The sequence below is a fragment of the Ruegeria sp. YS9 genome (genome assembly GCF_024628725.1).
Classification (GTDB): Bacteria; Pseudomonadota; Alphaproteobacteria; order Rhodobacterales; family Rhodobacteraceae; genus Ruegeria; species Ruegeria atlantica_C.
The window spans coordinates 2851894-2870771 of sequence record NZ_CP102409.1 but is presented as its reverse complement, the minus strand read 5'-3'; the positions used below and the strand labels follow the sequence as shown (position 1 = coordinate 2870771).

The following is an 18878-nucleotide window of genomic DNA, read 5'->3' as shown; positions in this document are numbered from 1 at the left end:
GTTTTTCATTCTCTGTGGCGATGCTGAATTCCGAACGTCCCGGAATCGATCAAAATGAGTCTTGCAAACAAACTGGCACAGGAACGGCGTGCGCGTCTGGCAGCCGAACGAATGCTTGCCTTGAAACAGGCCGAACTATCGGCTGCAAATCGAAAACTGGGCCAACACGCCATGGCGCTGACCCGGCGTATTGGTGAAACTCAGGCCGAAGTTGAAACTGTTCGCGGCGAAAACGAAAAGGTCAAATCCGATCTCACCGTCGCCCATGCCAAGATCGAAATTGCCGAACGCCGCCTGTGGCATTCGATCCAGACCATTCAGGACGGGTTTGCTTTCTTTGACGGCGACAGCAGGCTCATCAGCGCAAACGCTGCATATCTCAGCGTATTTGAAGGGCTGGATGAGGTGGCGCCAGGGATTTCCTACCAGCGCATTCTGCAATTGCTGACCACCGAAGGAATTGTCGATACCGGTGACGAAACTGCCGAGGAATGGCAGACCAGAATGCAGGCACGCTGGAACCGGGCCAATCCACCTCCGATCGTCATGCAGCTGTGGAACGGCCACTACATCCGCCTGATCGACCAGCGTGGCAGCGGCGGTGACGTGGTCAGCCTGGCGCTCAACATCACCGCGTCGGTCCGGCACGAAACAGAACTGAAGGCTGCCCGCGAACGGGCGGAAGCGGCCAACAGGGCCAAATCAGCCTTTCTCGCCAATATGAGCCACGAAATCCGCACGCCGATGAATGGTATCGTGGGTATGGCCGAACTGCTTGGTGAATCTCCGCTGGACGAAGAACAGCGGCTCTATGTCAACACGATCCGCAATTCGGGTGAGGCACTGTTGGTCATCATCAACGACGTGCTTGATTACTCCAAGATCGAGGCGGACAAACTGGTTCTGCACCCTGAACCCTTCGATCTGGAGCGCTGCATTCTTGAAGTCGCGATGCTGTTGCAGCCAAGCGTGCGCGACAAGGGGCTCACGTTGCTTGTGGATTACGACCTGTTCCTGCCCACCCTTTTTGTGGGCGATCCCGGCCGAATACGGCAGGTTCTGACCAATCTGGTCGGCAACGCAGTCAAGTTCACCACGGAAGGGCATGTACTGGTCCGTGTGACAGGCGTTCCGCATGCCCAGGCTCAGACATGCGACATCCATGTTGCCATCGAAGATACCGGCATCGGTATCGATGCGGACAAGATCAACCACGTTTTTGGTGAGTTCAATCAGGTCGAAGATGAACGCAATCGCCAATTTGAAGGTACCGGATTGGGTCTTGCCATCAGCAGGCGCCTGATCACCATGATGGGCGGTTCGGTCTGGGTCGAAAGCGAACCGGGTCAGGGGTCCTGTTTCGGGTTCAGGGTGTCGCTGCCCACGGCAGAAGGCCCACAGCCCGAACCTCCGAAACTGGCGGATTGCGTGAAACACGTCATGGTGGTCGAGGATCTGGCCGTAAACCGTGCCATTTTGGCGAAACAACTTGGCCGTTTAGGAGCCGAAGTGACGGTTTGCGCGTCAGGGGCCGAGGCGCTGGCAGAAATGCATGACGCGATTGAACTTGTCCTGTGCGACCATGATCTGCCGGATATGGATGGCTTGGATCTTGCCGTCACCCTCAAAGACCGTGGGTGGGGCGACGCCTCGGTCATCGTGATGTCTGCAAATCCATCCCTGATCCACACGCACCCAGCCCGTGAACTGATCGACGGTGTGTTGCAGAAGCCGATCCCCAGGGCCGAGTTGTATTCCAGGCTCGTGGCTCTCAAGGACACTCCGCGGCCGGAACGTCGCTCGACGCAGCGAAATTCCGCCCCTGACAACAAAGAAACCAAAGTCTTGGAAACAAGGAGCATGAAAGTACTTGCGGCCGAGGACAATCTTACCAACCAGCTGATCCTGAAAAAGATGGTCAAAGACCTGCATATAGACCTGCGATTTGCGTCCAATGGAATTGAAGCCGTTGAGATCTTTCAGGAGTTTGACCCGGACTTGATCTTCATGGATATTTCCATGCCAAAAATGGACGGCAAACAGGCCACTGCTGAAATCCGCAGGCTTGAGGTCGAAACAGGGCGTCATGTCCCGATCGTGGCCTTGACGGCTCATGCAATGGCCGGTGACGATCAGGGTATCCTGTCCGCGGGGTTGGATCACTACATGACGAAACCGCTGCGCAAAAACCATATTCATCAAATGATCCTGCAACACCAACCGGATGGCGTAAGCGAAGTCATGGACAATCACCTCGCCCAGGAACATGCACCCATGTGTGACCACAACCAGAATCCCACTTCATCTGGCTGAAAATATCCCGGGGAGCGCGAGGGGCTGGCCCCTCGCTCGGACCCACGGCCCGAAACCGTGGAAGGAAACATCAATCAGGCTGTCAGCGTCTCAGGCCGAATAAGGTCGAACAAAGACAGGTTTGTCCTTTTCCGACAGGTCAGCACGATACGCGTAACCGCCCGTATCGAAATCCAGCAGGGCATCGGGGTCGGTCAGGCGGTGCTGAATGACATATCGCGCCATTGCGCCACGCGCCTTTTTGGCAAAGAAACTCACGATTTTCGGAGTGCCGTTTTTGTCTTCCATGAAAACCGGCGAGATGACGCGCAATTTCAGAGCGTTCGGGTCCACGGCGCCGAAATACTCCTGACTGGCGCAGTTGATCAGAACGTCGCTGCCGATCACGTTGCCTTGTGCGTTCAGGGCTTTGCTCAGCTGGTCGCGCCAATACTCATACAGGTTCTTGCCGCGCCGTGTTTTCAGCTTGCTGCCCATCTCCAGCCTGTAGGGCTGTATCGCATCGAGTGGCCGCAAAACACCATAGAGACCTGAGAGGATGCGCAGATGATCCTGCGCCCATGCCAGTTCGTCAGGGTCGAGCGAAGCTGCTTCCAGACCCTGATAGGTGTCTCCTGCAAAGGCCAGCGCGGCCGGGCGCGTCGCATCGGCGTCTGGCATGTCGGAAAAAGCACGATAACGATCGCGATTCAGACGCGCCAGATCATCGCTCAGATCCATCAGCTTCTTCAGATCGCCAAGGGTCAGATTGCGTGCGGTTTTGGACAGTCTGATCGCATCATCCTGAAAATCCGGCTGTGTGACTTGAACGTCCCGCTCTGCCCAGTCCAGCCGCTTGGCCGGAGAAATCACTACCAGCATACCTGCCCTCTTTTCTTGCCTGCTCTGACGTATCTAGCCCGCCCCACGCAACACGTCCAGAAAGGCAGTGCCAAACCTTTCGTGACGCCGGTCGCCCAGCACCTGTTCAAGTCCACGCAGGTCGTCAGGGCGCATCTGCGCCACCTTTGCCAGCTGCGAGGCCGAGCAGGTCAGGGGTTTGTCTATCCCGTCGGGGCCGCGGGACAATTGAGATTGTACTTCCAGCAAGCGGTCATAGATGTCGCCCTGATCGCGACCGGCCAGCTTGCGGCGCGCCGGGTGCAACGCCTGGACCTCGCCCGCGATCACTTCAAGGAAGGTGTCGCCATAGCGTTCCAGCTTCTTGGCGCCGACGCCGCCGATCCGGGCCATCTCGTCCAGCGTCATGGGGCGCTTTTCCGCCATTTCGATCAGGGTGCGATCCGGGAAAATGACATAGGCCGGGACCCGGGCGGATTCTGCCAAAGCGCGTCTTTTGGCCTTGAGAGCCGACAGCAAGGGCGCATCTTCATCGGACACCATGGCTTTCACGGCGGGGCGACGGGTTGCCTTGCGCAGGGCGTCCTTGCGCAGGTTGATCTTTGCCTCGCCCTTGAGAATTGGTTTGGCGGCCTCGGTCATCCGCAAGGCCCCGTGGCGTTCGGGGTCGGGGCGCACCAGATCGTGCCCCATCATCTGGCGGAATATCGCCTGCCATTGCGCGCGCGACCAGTCCTTGCCGATGCCCCAGGTGGACAGACCATCATGACGGCGCGCGCGGATCTTGTCTGTCTCGTTCCCCAGAAGAATGTCGATCAGGTGACCGCTGCCAAACCACTCATCGGTACGAAGAATCGCGGACAAGGCCATTCGGACGGGTGTTGTGCCATCAAACACTTCGGGCGGTGTATCGCACAGGTCGCATTTGCCACAGGGTGCCGCCTGTTCTCCGAAATAGCCCAGCAGGGTCTGGCGGCGGCATTCCAGCGCCTCGGCCAGCCCCAGTAGAGAATTCAACCGGGCATGATCCGCCATGCGGCGCTCGGGCGGAGCAAGACCTTCGTCAATCTGAGAGCGGCGCAGGCGGATATCGTCGGGGCCGAACAGGGTCAGGGTCTCGGCCGGCCCGCCGTCGCGGCCGGCGCGACCGATTTCCTGGTAATAGGCCTCGATGGATTTCGGCAGGTCCGCATGGGCGACCCAGCGGATGTCGGGCTTGTCGATGCCCATTCCAAAGGCCACGGTGGCCACCACGATCAGCCCGTCCTCGCGCACGAAGCGGGTTTCGACGATGCGGCGGTCCTCGGCCTCCATCCCACCGTGATAGTGGCAGGCGCTGTGGCCCTGTTCGCGCAGCGCCTGCGCCAGCACTTCGGTCTTGTTGCGGGTGCCGCAATAGACGATGCCCGACTGGCCCCGGCGCGCATCGGCGAAATCCAGGATCTGCTTGCGCGGGCTGTCCTTGGCGGCAAAGGCCAGGTGGATGTTCGGGCGGTCGAAGCCGCGCAGGAACTTGCGCGGAGGCGTGCCGTCGAACAGTTTCTCGACGATCTCGTCCTGTGTTTCGGCGTCGGCGGTCGCGGTGAAGGCGGCCAGAGGCACGTTCAGGGCGCGCCGCAATTCTCCGATCCGTAAATAATCAGGCCGGAAATCATGGCCCCATTGGCTGACGCAATGGGCCTCGTCCACCGCGATCAGGCTGACATTGATCCGCCGCAACATGCCCAGCGCCGAGCCCGCCGCCAGCCGTTCGGGCGCCATATACAGCAGTTTCAGCCGCCCGGCCTCGAGCGCCTCCCACACGGCGTCGGTTTCCTCGGGGGTGTTGCCCGAGGTCAGCGCACCGGCCTCGACCCCGGCCTCCTGCAACCCGCGCACCTGGTCTCGCATCAGCGCGATCAGCGGCGAGATCACCACCGTCACCCCGTCACGCAGCAGGGCAGGAAGTTGAAAACACAGGGATTTGCCGCCACCCGTGGGCATGATCGCCAGCACGTTCTGGTCAGCGGTCACGGCATCGACAATCTCTTCCTGCCCGGGGCGGAATTCATCGAATCCAAAGACATCTCGCAGCAAAGGCGCGGCGTCGAACATGTGCGGGGGTGCCCTGTTTCAAGATTTGACTGCTCTTGAACGGACAATCACACAGTCGGAATCGGGGAACAAGAGGTCAGTAGAAATAGACCGCGTTGTTGATCAGGATGATCCGCAGCGCATAGACCCCGATCAGCACCACCAGCGGCGTCAGGTCCAGACCGCCCATATTGGGCAGGATACGCCGGATCGGGCCGTAGATAGGCTCTAACAGGCGGTTCAGCCCGTACCAGATTTGCGCGACCAGCTGTTGGTGCAGGTTGAGCACCTGAAAGTTGATCAGCCAGCTCATGATCACATGGGCCAGGATGATGAACCAGACAATGTCCAGGATCAGCAGCAGGATTTGGATCAGCGACAGCATGGGTTCTCCGTATTCTTGTTGGCCGAGACCTAAGCACCATGGCGACAAAGAGCAAGTGCCTGGCACTCAACGCTTGCGATTTGAATTAAAGCCCAGTCATATAATCGCAACGATAAACAGGGGCAGAGATGGCAGAAATATCCAAGCGCAGGCGCATCTGGGGCTGGTGGTTCTTTGACTGGGCCAGCCAACCCTATCACACCCTTCTGGTCACCTTTGTCTTTGGCCCCTACTTCGCAGGCGTCGCCGCCGGGTATTTCACCACTGAAGGGCTGGATGCGCAGGCGGCCGCGGCGCGCGCGCAGACCGTTTGGGCCAACTGTCTGACGATCACCGGGTTGATCATCGCTTTTGGCGCGCCGCTGCTGGGGGCGATGGCGGATGTTTCGGGGCGGCGTATCCCGTGGATATTTGCCTTTTCGGTCATGTATGCGGTCGGGTCTGCGGCGCTTTGGTATACGATGCCCGATGGCTCGAACATGTGGTTGATGCTGTCGGCTTTCGGTTTCGGCTTCGTAGGTGCAGAATATGCGCTGATCTTCATCAACTCGCAGCTACCCGATTTGGGCGATGACAGCGAAGTGGGCGAGATCTCGGGCTCGGGCTTTGCCTTTGGCTATTTTGGAGGGCTGATTTCGCTGGCGATCATGCTGGCGCTGTTTGTGGAACAGCCAAACGGCAAAACCCTGATCGGGATGACGCCCGCCTTTGGTCTGGATGCCGCCACCCGGGAAGGCACGCGTTTTGTCGGCCCCTTTACCGCAATGTGGTTCATTTTGTTCATGGTGCCGTACTTCCTGTGGGTCCGCGACGATGCGGCGACGGACAGGAAGGGAAGCGTGGGTGAGGCGCTGCGCCTGTTGTCGAAATCAGTGTCTAACTTGCGCTATCGCGTCAGTCTGGCCAGTTACCTCGGTTCGTCCATGTTCTATCGCGACGCACTGAACGGGCTGTACAGTTTTGGTGGTGTCTACGCGCGGCTGGTATTGGAATGGGATCTGATCAAGATCGGAGTATTCGGGATCGTCAGCGTTCTCGCCTCGGCCGTTTTTGCGTGGCTTGGGGGCAAGGCAGACAAGAAATACGGCCCGAAACCGGTGATATTGGTGGCGATCTGGGTATTGATTTTCGTCTGTGTCACAGTGGTGTCGATGGACCGGGCGCAGATCTACGGCATCGGCCTGCCTGACGGATCCAACCTGCCTGATCTGGTCTTCTTTGGCTGTGGTGTGCTGATCGGTGGCATGGGAGGCATTCTGCAATCGGCCAGCCGTTCGATGATGGTGCGCCACACCGACCCCGAAACCCCGGTCGAAAGCTTTGGTCTTTATGGTCTGTCGGGGCGCGCGACCGCTTTTGCGGCCCCGTTGTTGATCGGGATTGCAACAACCGCAACCGGCAGTGCGCGTCTGGGGGTGTCACCAATCATTCTGTTGTTTATTCTGGGTCTATTCCTGATGCGCTGGGTCAGACCTGAAGGGGATCAGAGCAGATGATTTTATTACGTTTTTTTGCACTACTGGTAATAGCCGCGCTGGCACATACGGCATCAGCGCAGCCCTTGGCAAAGCAGTTGTTCGGGGCACAGAAGGTAAGCTCGCAACAAAAAGCAGCGGCGTTCGGCAGTTATTCGCGCGGATGTGCGGCCGGATCGGTACAATTGCCCGAAACCGGGCCCACGTGGCAGGCAATGCGGCTGTCGCGCAATCGCAACTGGGGGCATCCCGAGGCAATCGATTACGTGCAGGACCTCAGCCGGTTCGCGGCGAAACAGCCGGGTTGGAACGGTCTCTATATCGGGGATATCAGCCAGCCGCGGGGTGGGCCAATGACTTCGGGCCACCGCTCGCACCAGCTGGGGCTGGATATCGATATCTGGATGCTTCCGGGTGACAACATGCGCCTGTCGCGCAAGGCGCGCGAGAATATTTCGTCCGTATCGCTGCGCCGCTCGAACGGTGCCTACGTCAACAGCAACTGGACCAAACAGCACCACGCGGTGCTGCGCGAAGCCGCCAAGGACAAGCGCGTGGCACGTATCTTCGTGTTCCCCGGCGCGAAAGTTCAGATGTGCAACGATGAAAAAGGCAACCGGGCCTACCTGCGCAAGATCAGGCCCTGGTGGGGGCATCACTACCACTTCCATGTGCGCCTGAAATGCCCAAGAGGATCAAAGGGATGCGTCAACCAGGACGCACCTCCCAAGGGCGATGGCTGTGCCGAGGCGCAACAATGGGTGCGTAACATCCTGAACCCGCCGCCGCCCGACCCGAACGCGCCGCCGCCCAAGAAACGCCGGGAATATGTGCTGGCCGATTTGCCGAAACAATGCGCCTCAGTCTTGCAATCCAAGTAGGTGCGGCACTGTTTCTGGCCACGGCGGCCCTTGGAGTGGATGTCAAAACCGCCACACATCAAAGCAGTTTTGCATGGCGTGACAAGGCGGATTGGTTCGGTGGATTCTCGGCGCTGCACATTTCCGACAATGGGCAGCAGATGATGGCGCTGAGCGACCGGGCGCGGTTGGTGACGGCGCGCATTGAGCGTCTTGATGGAGAGATCACCGGCCTTCGCATTCTGGGGCAATGGCCGGTTCTGTCCAGCAATGGTCATATCATGTCAGGCGGCGTTGGCGATTCCGAAGGGATTGCGGCGGCTCCTGACGGTGGGTTCTATATCTCATTCGAAGGGGTGCACCGCGTCGCCCATTACCCCGCACCGGGCACGAAGGCGCGTGTATTGCCACGCCCGCAGGCATTTCAGCATCTCGCCGACAACGGGTCCTTTGAAGGTTTGGCCATCGATGGGCGCGGGCGGCTGTATACGTTGCCGGAAACAAACCGCACCTCGGGCGGAGATATTCCCGTCTATCGCTGGAATGGCCAAACCTGGTCGACCCCTTTTGTTCTGCCCCAGCGCGGTTGGTTCAAGCCGGTTGCCGCTGATTTCGGTCCTGATGGGCGGTTTTATGTGTTGGAGCGAAGCCTCTCGGCAATCGGGTTTCGCTCGCGCCTGCGGCGGTGGGATCTGGCAGGCGACATGCCAAACGCCGAGAAAACCCTGTTCGAAACCGGAACGGGCGCGCATGACAACCTCGAAGGCTTGTCGATCTGGCGGGATGATCAGGGACGTTTGCGGGCCACGATGATCTCGGACGACAACTTTCTGGCGCTGCAACGGACCGAGTTGGTCGAGTATCTGCTGCCCGATTGACACGCGGCAGATGAAGGTCTAAACGCACAGCCTGCCTCGGGACGGTCCCTTGGCCAAGTCGCCGCTACCTTGTCAAAACGGGCATCAAAAAATGCAACGCAACTTTATTCCCGGCATCATTGCCATGGCCGCCATCGTCGTGGCCTCGAACATCCTGGTCCAGTTCCTGATCCTTGACGGGCTGTTGACCTGGGGTGCTTTCACCTATCCGCTGGCCTTTCTGGTCACTGACATCATGAACCGCGTCTATGGTGTGGGCCCGGCCCGCAAGGTCGTTTTCGCGGGCTTCGTCACCGGGGTGATCTGCTCGCTGATCGGCAGCCAGATCATGCTTCAGGGCGACGGCTTCACCTATGCCGCCGTGCCGCTGCGCATCGCCGTGGCCTCGGGCACCGCCTTCCTGATTGCGCAACTGACCGACGTCACCGTGTTCAACGCCATGCGTGGCGGTCAATGGTGGCGTGCGCCGCTGGTATCGACTCTGGTAGGTTCAGCGCTGGATACCGCTTTGTTCTTCACCATCGCCTTCTCGGCCTCGGTCACCTTCTTTGGCGCCGATGCGGATGCTGCCATCAACTGGGCGTGGGAGCCCGTGCCCTTCATGCTGTCGGGTCCCGAGGCGCCGCTGTGGGTGACGCTGGCCTTTGCCGACTGGATGGTGAAACTGTCGCTGGCCCTGATCGCTCTGATCCCGTTCAAGGTGATCGTTGCGCGACTGACCGCTGCACAGCCTGCGTAAAAAAGTGCTTTGAGAATGGCGCATCTTGTGTCACGCTTCTTTTCAACCGCAACAGATAGAAAAGGAGGTGATCCAGTGTCAAGAAAGAGATTGGAGAGAGGTGTCGGAACAACCGGGGGGACCGCCTGCTAGGGCAGCCCTTGGCCGAGCGTGCGCTCCGGCTGGTCGATTGATCTAACCGACCCGACCTCCTGAACTTTCGAAGGGCCGTCCCGCCGGGGCGGCCCTTTCTGTTTTTACCCGCGCCAGTTATGGTCTCACCCATGTTGCGCATCTCTGACGATATCACTCTGCAAGACTGGGAAATGACCGAGAGCTTCGTGCGTTCTTCCGGCCCTGGTGGGCAGAATGTGAACAAGGTCTCAACCGCCGTTGAGCTGAGGTTCGAGGCCGCGCGCTCCCCTTCTTTGCCCGATCCGGTCAAGAACAGGCTGAAACGGCTGGCCGGGCGGCGCTGGACCAAGGATGGCGCGATCATCATCCAGTGCGAAGAAACACGTTCCCAAGCCCGCAACCGGGAAATCGCACGTACAAGACTGGCGGAACTGATCGGCAAGGCGCTGGTCAAACCCAAGCGGCGCATCGCGACGAAACCCACCTATGGTTCGGTCAAACGCAGGCTTGCGGCGAAAAAGGCGAGGGGCGACGTCAAGGCGCTGCGCGGCAAGGTGTCCGAAGAATGATCTGGCATCTCGTCTGGGCGTTGATAGTCTGGCCATCAATAGGTGCAGGAGAGTAACGCCATGAGGCTGGAGGGAAAAACCGCAATCGTCACTGGCGGTGCATCCGGGTTTGGTGCGGGGATCGCAAGGAAGTTCCTGGCCGAAGGCGCGCGTGTCATGATTGCTGACATCAATGGCGATGCCGCCCATGAGCTTGCAACCCAGCTTGGGTCCGAAGCGGTTGCTCAGCAGGTTGATGTAGGTGAGGGCGCTTCGGTTCAAAAGATGGCGGATGCGGCTTTCTCAACCTTCGGCCATCTGGACATCCTTGTGAACAATGCCGGTGTGACCCACCTGCCGGCGCCGTTGGAGGAGGTCAGCGAAGCGGATTTCGACCGTGTTTTCAACGTGAACATGAAATCCGTCTATCTGACCGCCCGCGCATTGGTTCCACCTATGAAGGCACGCGGGGCGGGTTCAGTGCTGAACGTGGCTTCAACCGCGGGCCTGTCGCCGCGCCCGAACCTGAACTGGTACAACGCCTCCAAGGGCTGGATGATCACCGCAACCAAAACGATGGCAGTCGAGCTCGCCCCCTCCGGGCTGCGGGTGAACGCGATCTGCCCGGTCGCCGGGGAAACGCCATTGCTGAAGTCTTTCATGGGTGAAGACACACCCGAAATCCGTGCCAAATTCCTGTCGACCATCCCGTTGGGCCGCTTTTCAACCCCAGAAGACATGGCCAATGCCGCCTGTTTCCTGTGTTCGGACGAGGCCAGCATGATCACCGGCGCCGCGCTCGAGGTGGACGGAGGCCGATGCATCTGATCCGTTCTTCATCTAGCCAAAAATATCCCCGCCGGAGGCAGCGCGCGCCAGCGCGCTTTCCCGCTCGACCACCGAGGTATGCATGATCCCCGGACCCAGAAACCTGATCACGGATGTCGCCGGCCTGATGGTCGGCAACGCACAGAACGCAGCTTTGAAATCAGGCGTCACGGTTCTGACCGGCGCGCAACCACTCCGAGCCTCGGTGCACGTGATGGGCGGCGCACCCGGCACGCGCGAGACAGATTTGCTGGCCGCCGACAAGACCGTTGACCAGGTGGATGCGATCGTGCTTTCGGGCGGGTCGGCCTTTGGGCTGGATGCCTGTTCGGGCGTGATGGACGCGCTGCATGCGCAGGGTCGTGGGTTTCAGGTGGGTTCCGCCGTGGTGCCGATCGTGCCCGGGGCGATTCTGTTCGACCTGCTGAATGGCGGCGACAAGGCGTGGCACCAGAATCCCTATCGCGCCTTGGGCCGTGCGGCGTTCGAATCCGCGTCGGACCGGTTCGAACTCGGAACCGCAGGTGCAGGAACCGGGGCTCTGACCGCGATGCACAAAGGCGGGTTGGGTTCCGCCTCGCTTGTTCTGGACAGCGGTGTCACCGTTGGCGCATTGGTTGCGGTCAATCCGCTGGGCAGTGTCACCACGCCGGGTGACAGGCATTTCTGGGCCGCCCCATTTGAAGTGGACGGCGAATTCGGTGGATTGGGACCTGATCCCAATGCCGGGCTTGGCCAACCAACGGTCAGTCGCAAAGCGCAGGTGATGCGGTCGGCGAACCCGGACAAGGCCAATACCACGATTGCCATCGTTGCGACGGATGCGGCCCTGAGCAAACCGCAATGTCAAAGGTTGGCCGTTGCCGCCCATGACGGTATTGCCCGCGCCATTGTACCCGCCCACACGCCGGGGGATGGCGATCTGGTATTCGGGATCAGTACGGGCGCGCGAGGTGTCGCCACCGATACCGAACCTGGTGTCATCGGGCATGCGGCCTCGCTTTGCCTGGCGCGGGCCATCGCGCGCGCCGTGTATCTGGCGACTCCGGCAGCAGGCGATCTGTTGCCTTGCTGGTCCGGGGTGCATGACAAAAGTTAAGGACAGCCTATTTGTCGCAGTGGCACAGTGAACGCGCGCGGCAATCTGCGCGTTGACTCTTTTTTGCGCCGACGGTCCATTCGGTGCAGCCAATTTGTATCGGAGCAAAAGCTATGAATCGCATCCTCGCTACTGCAATCGTCGGCCTTCTGGCCCTTCCTGCCTATGCTGAAGGCGACGCTGAGGCGGGCAAGAAAACCTTCAACAAGTGCAAGTCCTGCCACATGATCGCTGACCCGGCAGGCGAAGTGATCGTCAAGGGTGGCAAAACCGGCCCCAACCTCTATGGAATCGCTGGCCGCACCGCCGGTACCGTTGAGGGTTTCAAGTACGGAGACAGCATCGTTGCCGCCGGTGAGAAGGGTCTGGTCTGGGACGAGACTACTTTTGTCGAGTATGCTCAGGACCCCAAGGCATTTTTGAAATCCTATCTGGATGACACGTCTGCCAAATCGAAAATGACCTTCAAGCTGAAAAAGGGCGGTGAAGACGTCTATGCCTATATCGCAAGCGTGTCGGGTGAATAACACCTGATACTGTGCACCAATGCACAAGGACCAAAGGCCGCAGCCCCTGCGGCCTTTGGTGCGATTGATAACAGTGTGGAACAGCGACACTTTGGTATATGACGGCGGATTGCCAAGCAACGCCGCAAAGCCAAGCCGATCCGGCAACAGCTATAATCAAAATCAGGGCTCGTCAGGCGGATTGGCAGCAGGAGAGGACATATGGGTATCATGATCCCAGCTTGGGTCAATGGTGAGTTGACCCCTGTAGACAAGCTTGAAGTTCACGAAAAAGGACTCAAGCACAAGGCTGTGTCGGTTTTTGTCGTTCGGGGGACCGAGATCCTGTTGCAGCGCCGGGCGCTGGGCAAGTACCACACGCCCGGCCTTTGGGCGAACACCTGCTGTACGCACCCCGATTGGGATGAAAGCTCTTCCACCTGTGCCGTGCGCCGCCTGGGCGAAGAGCTTGGTATCGCAGGTCTGTATCCCGAATACCGACACCGATTGGAATACCACGCCGATGTGGGCAACAGCATGGTGGAAAACGAGGTTGTCGACGTCTTTCTGGCTCATGTCCGAGGCCCGCTGAAAATCGCGCCCAACCCGGATGAAGTCATGGATATCCGTTGGATCGACTATCACGATCTGTTGGCCGAGGTGAAACGCCACCCGGACCGGTTTACGCCCTGGTTGAAGATATACCTTCACAACCACGCTGACACGATTTTTGGCCCGGATCTGATCATTTCGGCCAAATCCTGACCCCGGCTGAAAATCCGTGCCTTGCAAGGGCGGCGCAAGCCGCCTAAATCAACGCGTTATGGCCAAGCAGAAGACAGACCCGAATTACAAGGTAATCGCCGAAAACCGGCGCGCCCGCTTCGATTATGCAATCGAAGAGGACATCGAATGCGGTATCGTTCTGCAAGGGTCCGAAGTCAAATCCCTGCGCGCGGGTGGTTCCAACATTGCCGAAAGCTATGCCACCGTCGATGACGGCGAGCTGTGGCTGGTCAACAGCTATATCGCGCCATACGAGCAGGCCAAAGTGTTCAAGCATGAAGAGCGCCGCCGTCGCAAGTTGCTGGTGTCCCGCAAACAGATGTCCGATTTGTGGAATGCAACCCAGCGCAAGGGCATGACGCTGGTGCCGCTGGTTTTGTATTTCAACCACAAGGGTTTGGCCAAGATCAAGATCGGCATCGCCAAGGGTAAGAAAACCCATGACAAGCGCGAAACCCAGGCCAAGCGCGATTGGTCACGGCAGAAACAGCGTTTGTTGAAAGACCACAGCTAGAACGCCATCGCCGCCTGTACCGCGCGTTGCCAACGGTCATAGGCCGCATCGCGGTTGGCTTGGTCCTGCGTTGGCTCGAACCGGCGATCCAGCGCCCATGTTTCCGCAAACCCGGCCTGATCCGGATAAATTCCGGCTTTCATGCCTGCCAGCCATGCGGCGCCCAGGGCTGTCGTCTCTTGCATGACAGGGCGGTCCACAGGCGCGCCAAGACAGTTCGACAGGCCTTGCATGGTCCAGTCAGACGCGGCCATCCCGCCATCGACGCGCAGGATGACATCGGCATCGGCGCCCCAGTCGCCCTGCATGGCGTGCCACAGGTCGCGGGTCTGGAAGGCGATGCTTTCCAGCGTGGCGCGGGCGATCTCGGCCCGGCCGGAATTGCGCGTCAGCCCGAACAGCGCTCCGCGACAGTCAGGTTTCCAATAAGGCGCCCCGAGGCCGGTGAAGGCGGGCACAAGCACCACATGCTGGTTCGGATCAGCCCGAGCCGCCAGTTCGCCGCTTTGTGGCGCCGCATCGATGATCTGCAACGCGTCGCGCAGCCATTGCACTGCGGCCCCCGCGATAAAGATCGACCCTTCCAGCGCATAGGTTCGCCGGCCGTCCAGTTGATAAGCGATCGTCGTCAGCAGGCGGTTTTTCGACTGAACCGGCTGTGCTCCTGTGTTCAGCAGCGCAAAGCAGCCCGTGCCATAGGTTGATTTCATCATACCGGGCTGGAAACAGGCCTGCCCGATGGTGGCGGCTTGCTGGTCGCCTGCAACGCCCAGAATGGGAATGTCGCCCCCGAACAAAGTGGTGGTTCCGAAATCCGCGGCGCAATCCTTTACTTCGGGCAAAAGGTTCAGGGGCACGTCCAGCAGGTCGCAAATCTCGGCGCTCCACGTGCCTGAGTGAATGTCGAACAGCAGGGTACGGGCGGCGTTGGTCGCATCGGTTGCATGAACACGGCCTTCGGTCAGCCGCCAGATCAGGAAACTGTCGATCGTGCCGAACAGCAGGTCTCCGGCTTCTGCCCGCGCGCGGGCACCCGAAACGGTATCCAGCAGCCATTTGACCTTGGTGCCCGAGAAATAGGGATCCAGCAGCAGACCGGTCTGAGCGGTAACGTCATCCTCGCACCCGGCCTGTTTGTAGCGGGCGCAGATATCGGCGGTGCGGCGGTCCTGCCAGACGATGGCATTGTGGATGGCCTTGCCGGTCTGTTTGTCCCAGACGACCGTCGTTTCGCGCTGGTTGGTGATGCCGATACCGGCAATCTGGTCCGCTGAAATGCCGGTGGTTTCCATCACCTCACGGCACACATGCAGAACGCTGGACCAGATATCCTCGGGGTCGTGTTCAACCCAGCCTTCCTGCGGGAAGTGCTGGGGAAACTCCTGCTGGGCAGTGCCGACAGGCCGCATCTGCGCGTCAAACAGAATGGCGCGCGAAGACGTAGTGCCTTGATCGATTGCCAGAATATGGGTCATTTCCGCTCTCCCCCGGTATCGTTTTGCCGGACTTTAGCGCAAACAATGGCGCAGGGGCCAGACCAGAAATCAGGCCGGGTTGACAGGGATATTGTCGATCAGGCGGACGCCGTCGGCCCAGGCCGTGACGAACAGGCGGGCGGGCTGGGTGGCGCTGGACAGGCTTTCCAGTGTCTCGGCACAGCGCAGGTCGACATACTCGACTTCGGAAAACCCGACCTTCAGCAGGGTTTCCTTTGCATCCTGCGCCAGTTTGGCAAAGTCTGCGCCCTTGGCCAGATCGTCAGCCACCTGTTGCATGACGCCGTTCATTTGTTCTGCGACCTTCAACCCTTGGGGGGAAAGAAGAAGATTGCGCGACGACATCGCCAGGCCCGAGGGTTCACGCACGGTCGGGCAGCCGATCACCTCGATGGGGATATTCAGATCACGCGCCATCCGGCGGACAACCAGCAGCTGTTGATAGTCTTTTTCCCCGAAATAGGCTCGATCCGCCTGTGTTTGCAGGAACAGCTTGGCGACCACCGTGGCCACGCCTTCGAAATGTCCGGGGCGGAAGGGGCCTTCCATCACGTCGGTCAGACCGGCGACCGATACCGTCGTCGAAAACCCTTCCGGATAGATTTCCTGCGGGTCCGGCACATAGATCGCATCCACACCATACGGGGCCAGCTTTTGGGCGTCTTCATGCTCGGTGCGGGGGTAATTTGCCAGGTCTTCGGGATTGTTGAACTGCTTGGGGTTCACAAAAATCGTCACGATCACCCGGTCGCAGCCCTGTTTCGCCGCCTGTGCCAGTGACAAATGCCCCTCGTGCAGCGCACCCATGGTCGGAACCACGCCGATGGTCTCACCGTTTCGATGCCAAGTGGTGGTTTTGGCACGCAGCTCGGCCAGAGAGCGCAGAATCGGTGCGGTCATGTCTTTTGTCCTCTGGCCGGAGCCTGATCGGCAAAGACGTGTTCATCCGCCGGGAAGGTCCGCGCGCGGACTTCAGCGGCGTATTCCGCAATGGCCGCTTCGGCCAGCGGACCCAGCTCGGCATAGCGTTTGACGAATTTGGGTTTGAAGGCGGTGAAAAAGCCCACCATGTCGTCCACGACCAAAATCTGCCCGTCACAGCCCGCAGATGCACCGATGCCGATGGTCGGGATCGCAATCTCTTCGGTGATCTGGTTCGCCAGACCTTGGGGCACTTTCTCCAGAACGACCGAGAACGCGCCAGCCTCGGTCACGGCGCGGGCGTCTGCCATGACGGCTTCGGCCTGCTCGTCACGGCCCTGCACCTTGTAGCCGCCCAGCGTGTTGATCGATTGCGGCGTCAGTCCGATATGAGCCATCACCGGGATGCCTCGTTTCACCAGAAAGCGGATGGTTTCAGCCATTTCGACCCCGCCTTCCAGTTTGACCGCGCCCGCACGTGTGTCCGCCATCAGGCGTGCGGCGTTACGAAAGGCTTGTGCCGGGCTCTCCTCATAGCTTCCGAAAGGCATGTCGATGACCATCATCGCCCTGTCCAGGCCGCGAGACACGGCTTGACCGTGCAGGATCATCATTTCCATCGTGACCCCCAGCGTAGAGTCCAGCCCGTGCAGAACCATGCCGACGCTGTCTCCGACCAGCACGAAATCGCAATGCGCGTCCATCAGGCGCGCCATTGGCGTGGTATAGGCGGTCAAAGAGACCAGAGGTTCGCCACCTTTTCGGGCGCGAATATCCTCGGCGTTCGGGGCTTTCTTGCGGGCGGTGGCGCTCATGGATCGCTCCTGCAGTATTATGTTGCAGTGCGGCATAGCAGATCGGAAGGGGCCGAAGAAACCCCGGTTGCGCGAACATTCCCTTGATTGACCTGAGGTTTACAGGAAGACTGTCAGTAAAATGGCCCTGAAAACAAGGGCGCAACCCGTTTCAGTAGGGAGAGTTCACATGACGAAATTCCTGTTCCGGACATTTGCATCGACCCTGGCCGTAGGGGCCAGCCTGCTTGCCACGCAGGCTTTGGCCAAGTCGGACATCACCATAGCGATGCAGCTTGAGCCTCCGCATCTGGATCCGACAAGCGCGGCGGCGCAAGCCATCGACTCGGTGGTTTACACCAATATCTTCGAAGGTCTGACACGTTTCATGGGCGATGGTTCGGTCGTACCCGGCTTGGCGGAAAGCTGGGAGATTTCCGAAGACGGGACGGTCTATACCTTCAAACTGCACGACGGGGTGATCTTCCATGATGGCACCACCATGGACGCCGAGGATGTCAAATTCAGCCTTGACCGCGCAACCGCGGAAGACAGCGCCAACGCGCAAAAGGCCCTGTTTGCCGGTATCGAAACCGTCGAGGTCGTTGATCCGCTTACGGTCAAAGTCACCCTGTCAGAGCCAAACGGAAATTTCCTGTTCAACCTGGCTTGGGGGGACGCAGTCATCGTCGCGCCCGAGAGCATTGAAAACATCAAGACCAATCCAGTTGGCACTGGCGCCTATACCTTTGGCAACTGGGTGCAGGGTGACAGCATCACACTGAACCGCAATCCCGATTATTGGGGTGATCAGCCTGCATTAGAGACTGCAACATTCAAGTTCATCTCGGACCCGACTGCCGCTTTTGCCGCCATGATGGCCGAGGATGTCGACGTATTTGACAACTTCCCCGCGCCGGAAAACCTGCCTCAGTTCGAGGCCGATCCACGCTTTCAGGTTTTGGTCGGCTCGACCGAAGGCGAAACGATCCTGTCCACCAACAACAAACAACCTCCGTTTGACAGTATTCTGGTCCGGCAGGCACTGGCCCATGCCATCGACCGGCAGGCCATCATCGACGGCGCGATGTTCGGCTATGGCACCCCGATCGGAACCCATTTTGCGCCGCATCATCCGGCGTATGTCGATCTGACGGGCAATTCGGCTTACGACCCTGAAAAAGCAAGGGCGTTGCTGGCAGAGGCAGGATTCGAAAACGGGTTTGAGACCACGTTGCATCTGCCGCCGCCGTCTTATGCCCGCCGCGGGGGCGAAATCATAGCGGCGCAGCTGGCCGAGGTCGGCATCACGGCCGAGATCATCAATGTGGAATGGGCGCAATGGTTGGAAACGGTGTTCAAGGGCAAGGAGTTCGGCCTGACCATTGTCAGCCACACGGAGCCGATGGATATCGGCATTTATGCGCGACCTGATTATTACTTCCAGTATGACAGCACGGATTTTCAGGCGCTGATGGACATGCTGAACACCACCACCGACCCCGAAGAACGCACCCGTTTGCTGGGTGAGGCGCAGCGCCTGATCGCAAGCGACTATGTCAATGGGTACCTGTTCCAGTTGGCCAAGCTGGGCGTTGCGAAAGTCGGAGTTCAGGGCCTTTGGAAGAACGCGCCCACCGCCGCAATCGATCTGACTCAGATCAGCTGGTCCGAGTAATAGTACTGCCCAGGCCGCGCTGGGCGGCCCG

18 protein-coding genes are annotated in these 18878 nt (G+C 59.5%); 12 read left to right on the top strand and 6 right to left on the bottom strand.

The window, feature by feature from the left end; translation table 11 throughout:
* Positions 1-54 precede the first annotated feature (54 nt).
* Entirely contained in the window at positions 55-2313 is a 2259-nt protein-coding gene (locus NOR97_RS14585; RefSeq protein ID WP_257599565.1) for a response regulator, read from the top strand.
* A gap of 90 nt (positions 2314-2403) precedes the next feature.
* Here the strand turns inward: NOR97_RS14585 and yaaA are convergent, their stop codons facing one another.
* The 3 genes from yaaA to NOR97_RS14570 all read right to left on the bottom strand — a co-directional run bounded on the left by yaaA (position 2404) and on the right by NOR97_RS14570 (position 5611).
* Positions 2404-3174: a peroxide stress protein YaaA gene (yaaA, locus tag NOR97_RS14580; protein WP_170346766.1), complete on the bottom strand. Its 771-nt coding sequence runs from the start codon at positions 3172-3174 to the stop codon at positions 2404-2406.
* 33 nt (positions 3175-3207) lie between these two features.
* On the bottom strand, positions 3208-5247 hold the full coding sequence (gene recQ / locus NOR97_RS14575) for a DNA helicase RecQ (protein ID WP_257599564.1): 2040 nt from the start codon (positions 5245-5247) through the stop codon (positions 3208-3210).
* Positions 5248-5323: 76 nt separating this feature from the next.
* Positions 5324-5611: a YggT family protein gene (locus NOR97_RS14570; protein WP_005980077.1), complete on the bottom strand. Its 288-nt coding sequence runs from the start codon at positions 5609-5611 to the stop codon at positions 5324-5326.
* 128 nt (positions 5612-5739) lie between these two features.
* Between NOR97_RS14570 and NOR97_RS14565 the strand changes: the two genes are divergently transcribed.
* The 10 genes from NOR97_RS14565 (at position 5740) to smpB (ending at position 13958) form a co-directional block, all read left to right on the top strand.
* Positions 5740-7107: an MFS transporter gene (locus NOR97_RS14565; protein ID WP_257599563.1), complete on the top strand. Its 1368-nt coding sequence runs from the start codon at positions 5740-5742 to the stop codon at positions 7105-7107.
* Positions 7104-7967: a penicillin-insensitive murein endopeptidase gene (gene mepA / locus NOR97_RS14560; RefSeq protein WP_170346763.1), complete on the top strand. Its 864-nt coding sequence runs from the start codon at positions 7104-7106 to the stop codon at positions 7965-7967. The genes NOR97_RS14565 and mepA overlap by 4 nt, the downstream gene beginning before the upstream one ends.
* Positions 7940-8824: an esterase-like activity of phytase family protein gene (locus NOR97_RS14555; RefSeq protein WP_257599562.1), complete on the top strand. Its 885-nt coding sequence runs from the start codon at positions 7940-7942 to the stop codon at positions 8822-8824. The genes mepA and NOR97_RS14555 overlap by 28 nt, the downstream gene beginning before the upstream one ends.
* 91 nt (positions 8825-8915) lie before the next feature.
* Positions 8916-9563 (top strand): queuosine precursor transporter, encoded by a 648-nt coding sequence (locus NOR97_RS14550; protein WP_257599561.1) that lies wholly within the window; start codon positions 8916-8918, stop codon positions 9561-9563.
* A 263-nt stretch (positions 9564-9826) separates the two neighbouring features.
* The gene (gene arfB, locus NOR97_RS14545) at positions 9827-10246 is read left to right on the top strand and encodes an alternative ribosome rescue aminoacyl-tRNA hydrolase ArfB (protein ID WP_170346760.1); all 420 of its coding nucleotides are present in this window, start codon (positions 9827-9829) and stop codon (positions 10244-10246) included.
* A 60-nt stretch (positions 10247-10306) separates the two neighbouring features.
* Complete coding sequence (locus tag NOR97_RS14540) at positions 10307-11053, top strand: SDR family oxidoreductase (RefSeq protein WP_257599560.1); 747 nt, start codon at positions 10307-10309, stop codon at positions 11051-11053.
* Positions 11054-11135: 82 nt separating this feature from the next.
* Positions 11136-12152, top strand: a complete 1017-nt coding sequence (locus tag NOR97_RS14535; RefSeq protein ID WP_257599559.1) for a P1 family peptidase — start codon at positions 11136-11138, stop codon at positions 12150-12152.
* 113 nt (positions 12153-12265) lie between these two features.
* The gene (locus tag NOR97_RS14530; RefSeq protein ID WP_170346757.1) at positions 12266-12679 is read left to right on the top strand and encodes a cytochrome c family protein; all 414 of its coding nucleotides are present in this window, start codon (positions 12266-12268) and stop codon (positions 12677-12679) included.
* A gap of 201 nt (positions 12680-12880) precedes the next feature.
* Entirely contained in the window at positions 12881-13423 is a 543-nt protein-coding gene (gene idi, locus NOR97_RS14525; protein ID WP_257599558.1) for an isopentenyl-diphosphate Delta-isomerase, read from the top strand.
* Positions 13424-13481: 58 nt separating this feature from the next.
* Positions 13482-13958: an SsrA-binding protein SmpB gene (gene smpB, locus NOR97_RS14520; protein ID WP_170346755.1), complete on the top strand. Its 477-nt coding sequence runs from the start codon at positions 13482-13484 to the stop codon at positions 13956-13958.
* Here smpB and glpK read toward each other — a convergent pair.
* The 3 genes from glpK to panB all read right to left on the bottom strand — a co-directional run bounded on the left by glpK (position 13955) and on the right by panB (position 17190).
* A complete protein-coding gene (glpK, locus tag NOR97_RS14515; protein WP_257599557.1) occupies positions 13955-15433 on the bottom strand; it encodes a glycerol kinase GlpK in 1479 nt (492 codons plus the stop codon). The two genes, smpB and glpK, sit on opposite strands and share 4 nt — an antisense overlap.
* A 69-nt stretch (positions 15434-15502) precedes the next feature.
* Entirely contained in the window at positions 15503-16354 is an 852-nt protein-coding gene (panC, locus tag NOR97_RS14510; RefSeq protein ID WP_170346753.1) for a pantoate--beta-alanine ligase, read from the bottom strand.
* Entirely contained in the window at positions 16351-17190 is an 840-nt protein-coding gene (gene panB / locus NOR97_RS14505; RefSeq protein WP_257599556.1) for a 3-methyl-2-oxobutanoate hydroxymethyltransferase, read from the bottom strand. Before panB ends, panC begins: the two co-directional genes overlap by 4 nt.
* A 169-nt stretch (positions 17191-17359) precedes the next feature.
* On the opposite strand from panB, the gene NOR97_RS14500 reads away from it, so the two are divergent.
* The gene (locus tag NOR97_RS14500; protein WP_257599555.1) at positions 17360-18847 is read left to right on the top strand and encodes an ABC transporter substrate-binding protein; all 1488 of its coding nucleotides are present in this window, start codon (positions 17360-17362) and stop codon (positions 18845-18847) included.
* Positions 18848-18878: the final 31 nt, after the last annotated feature.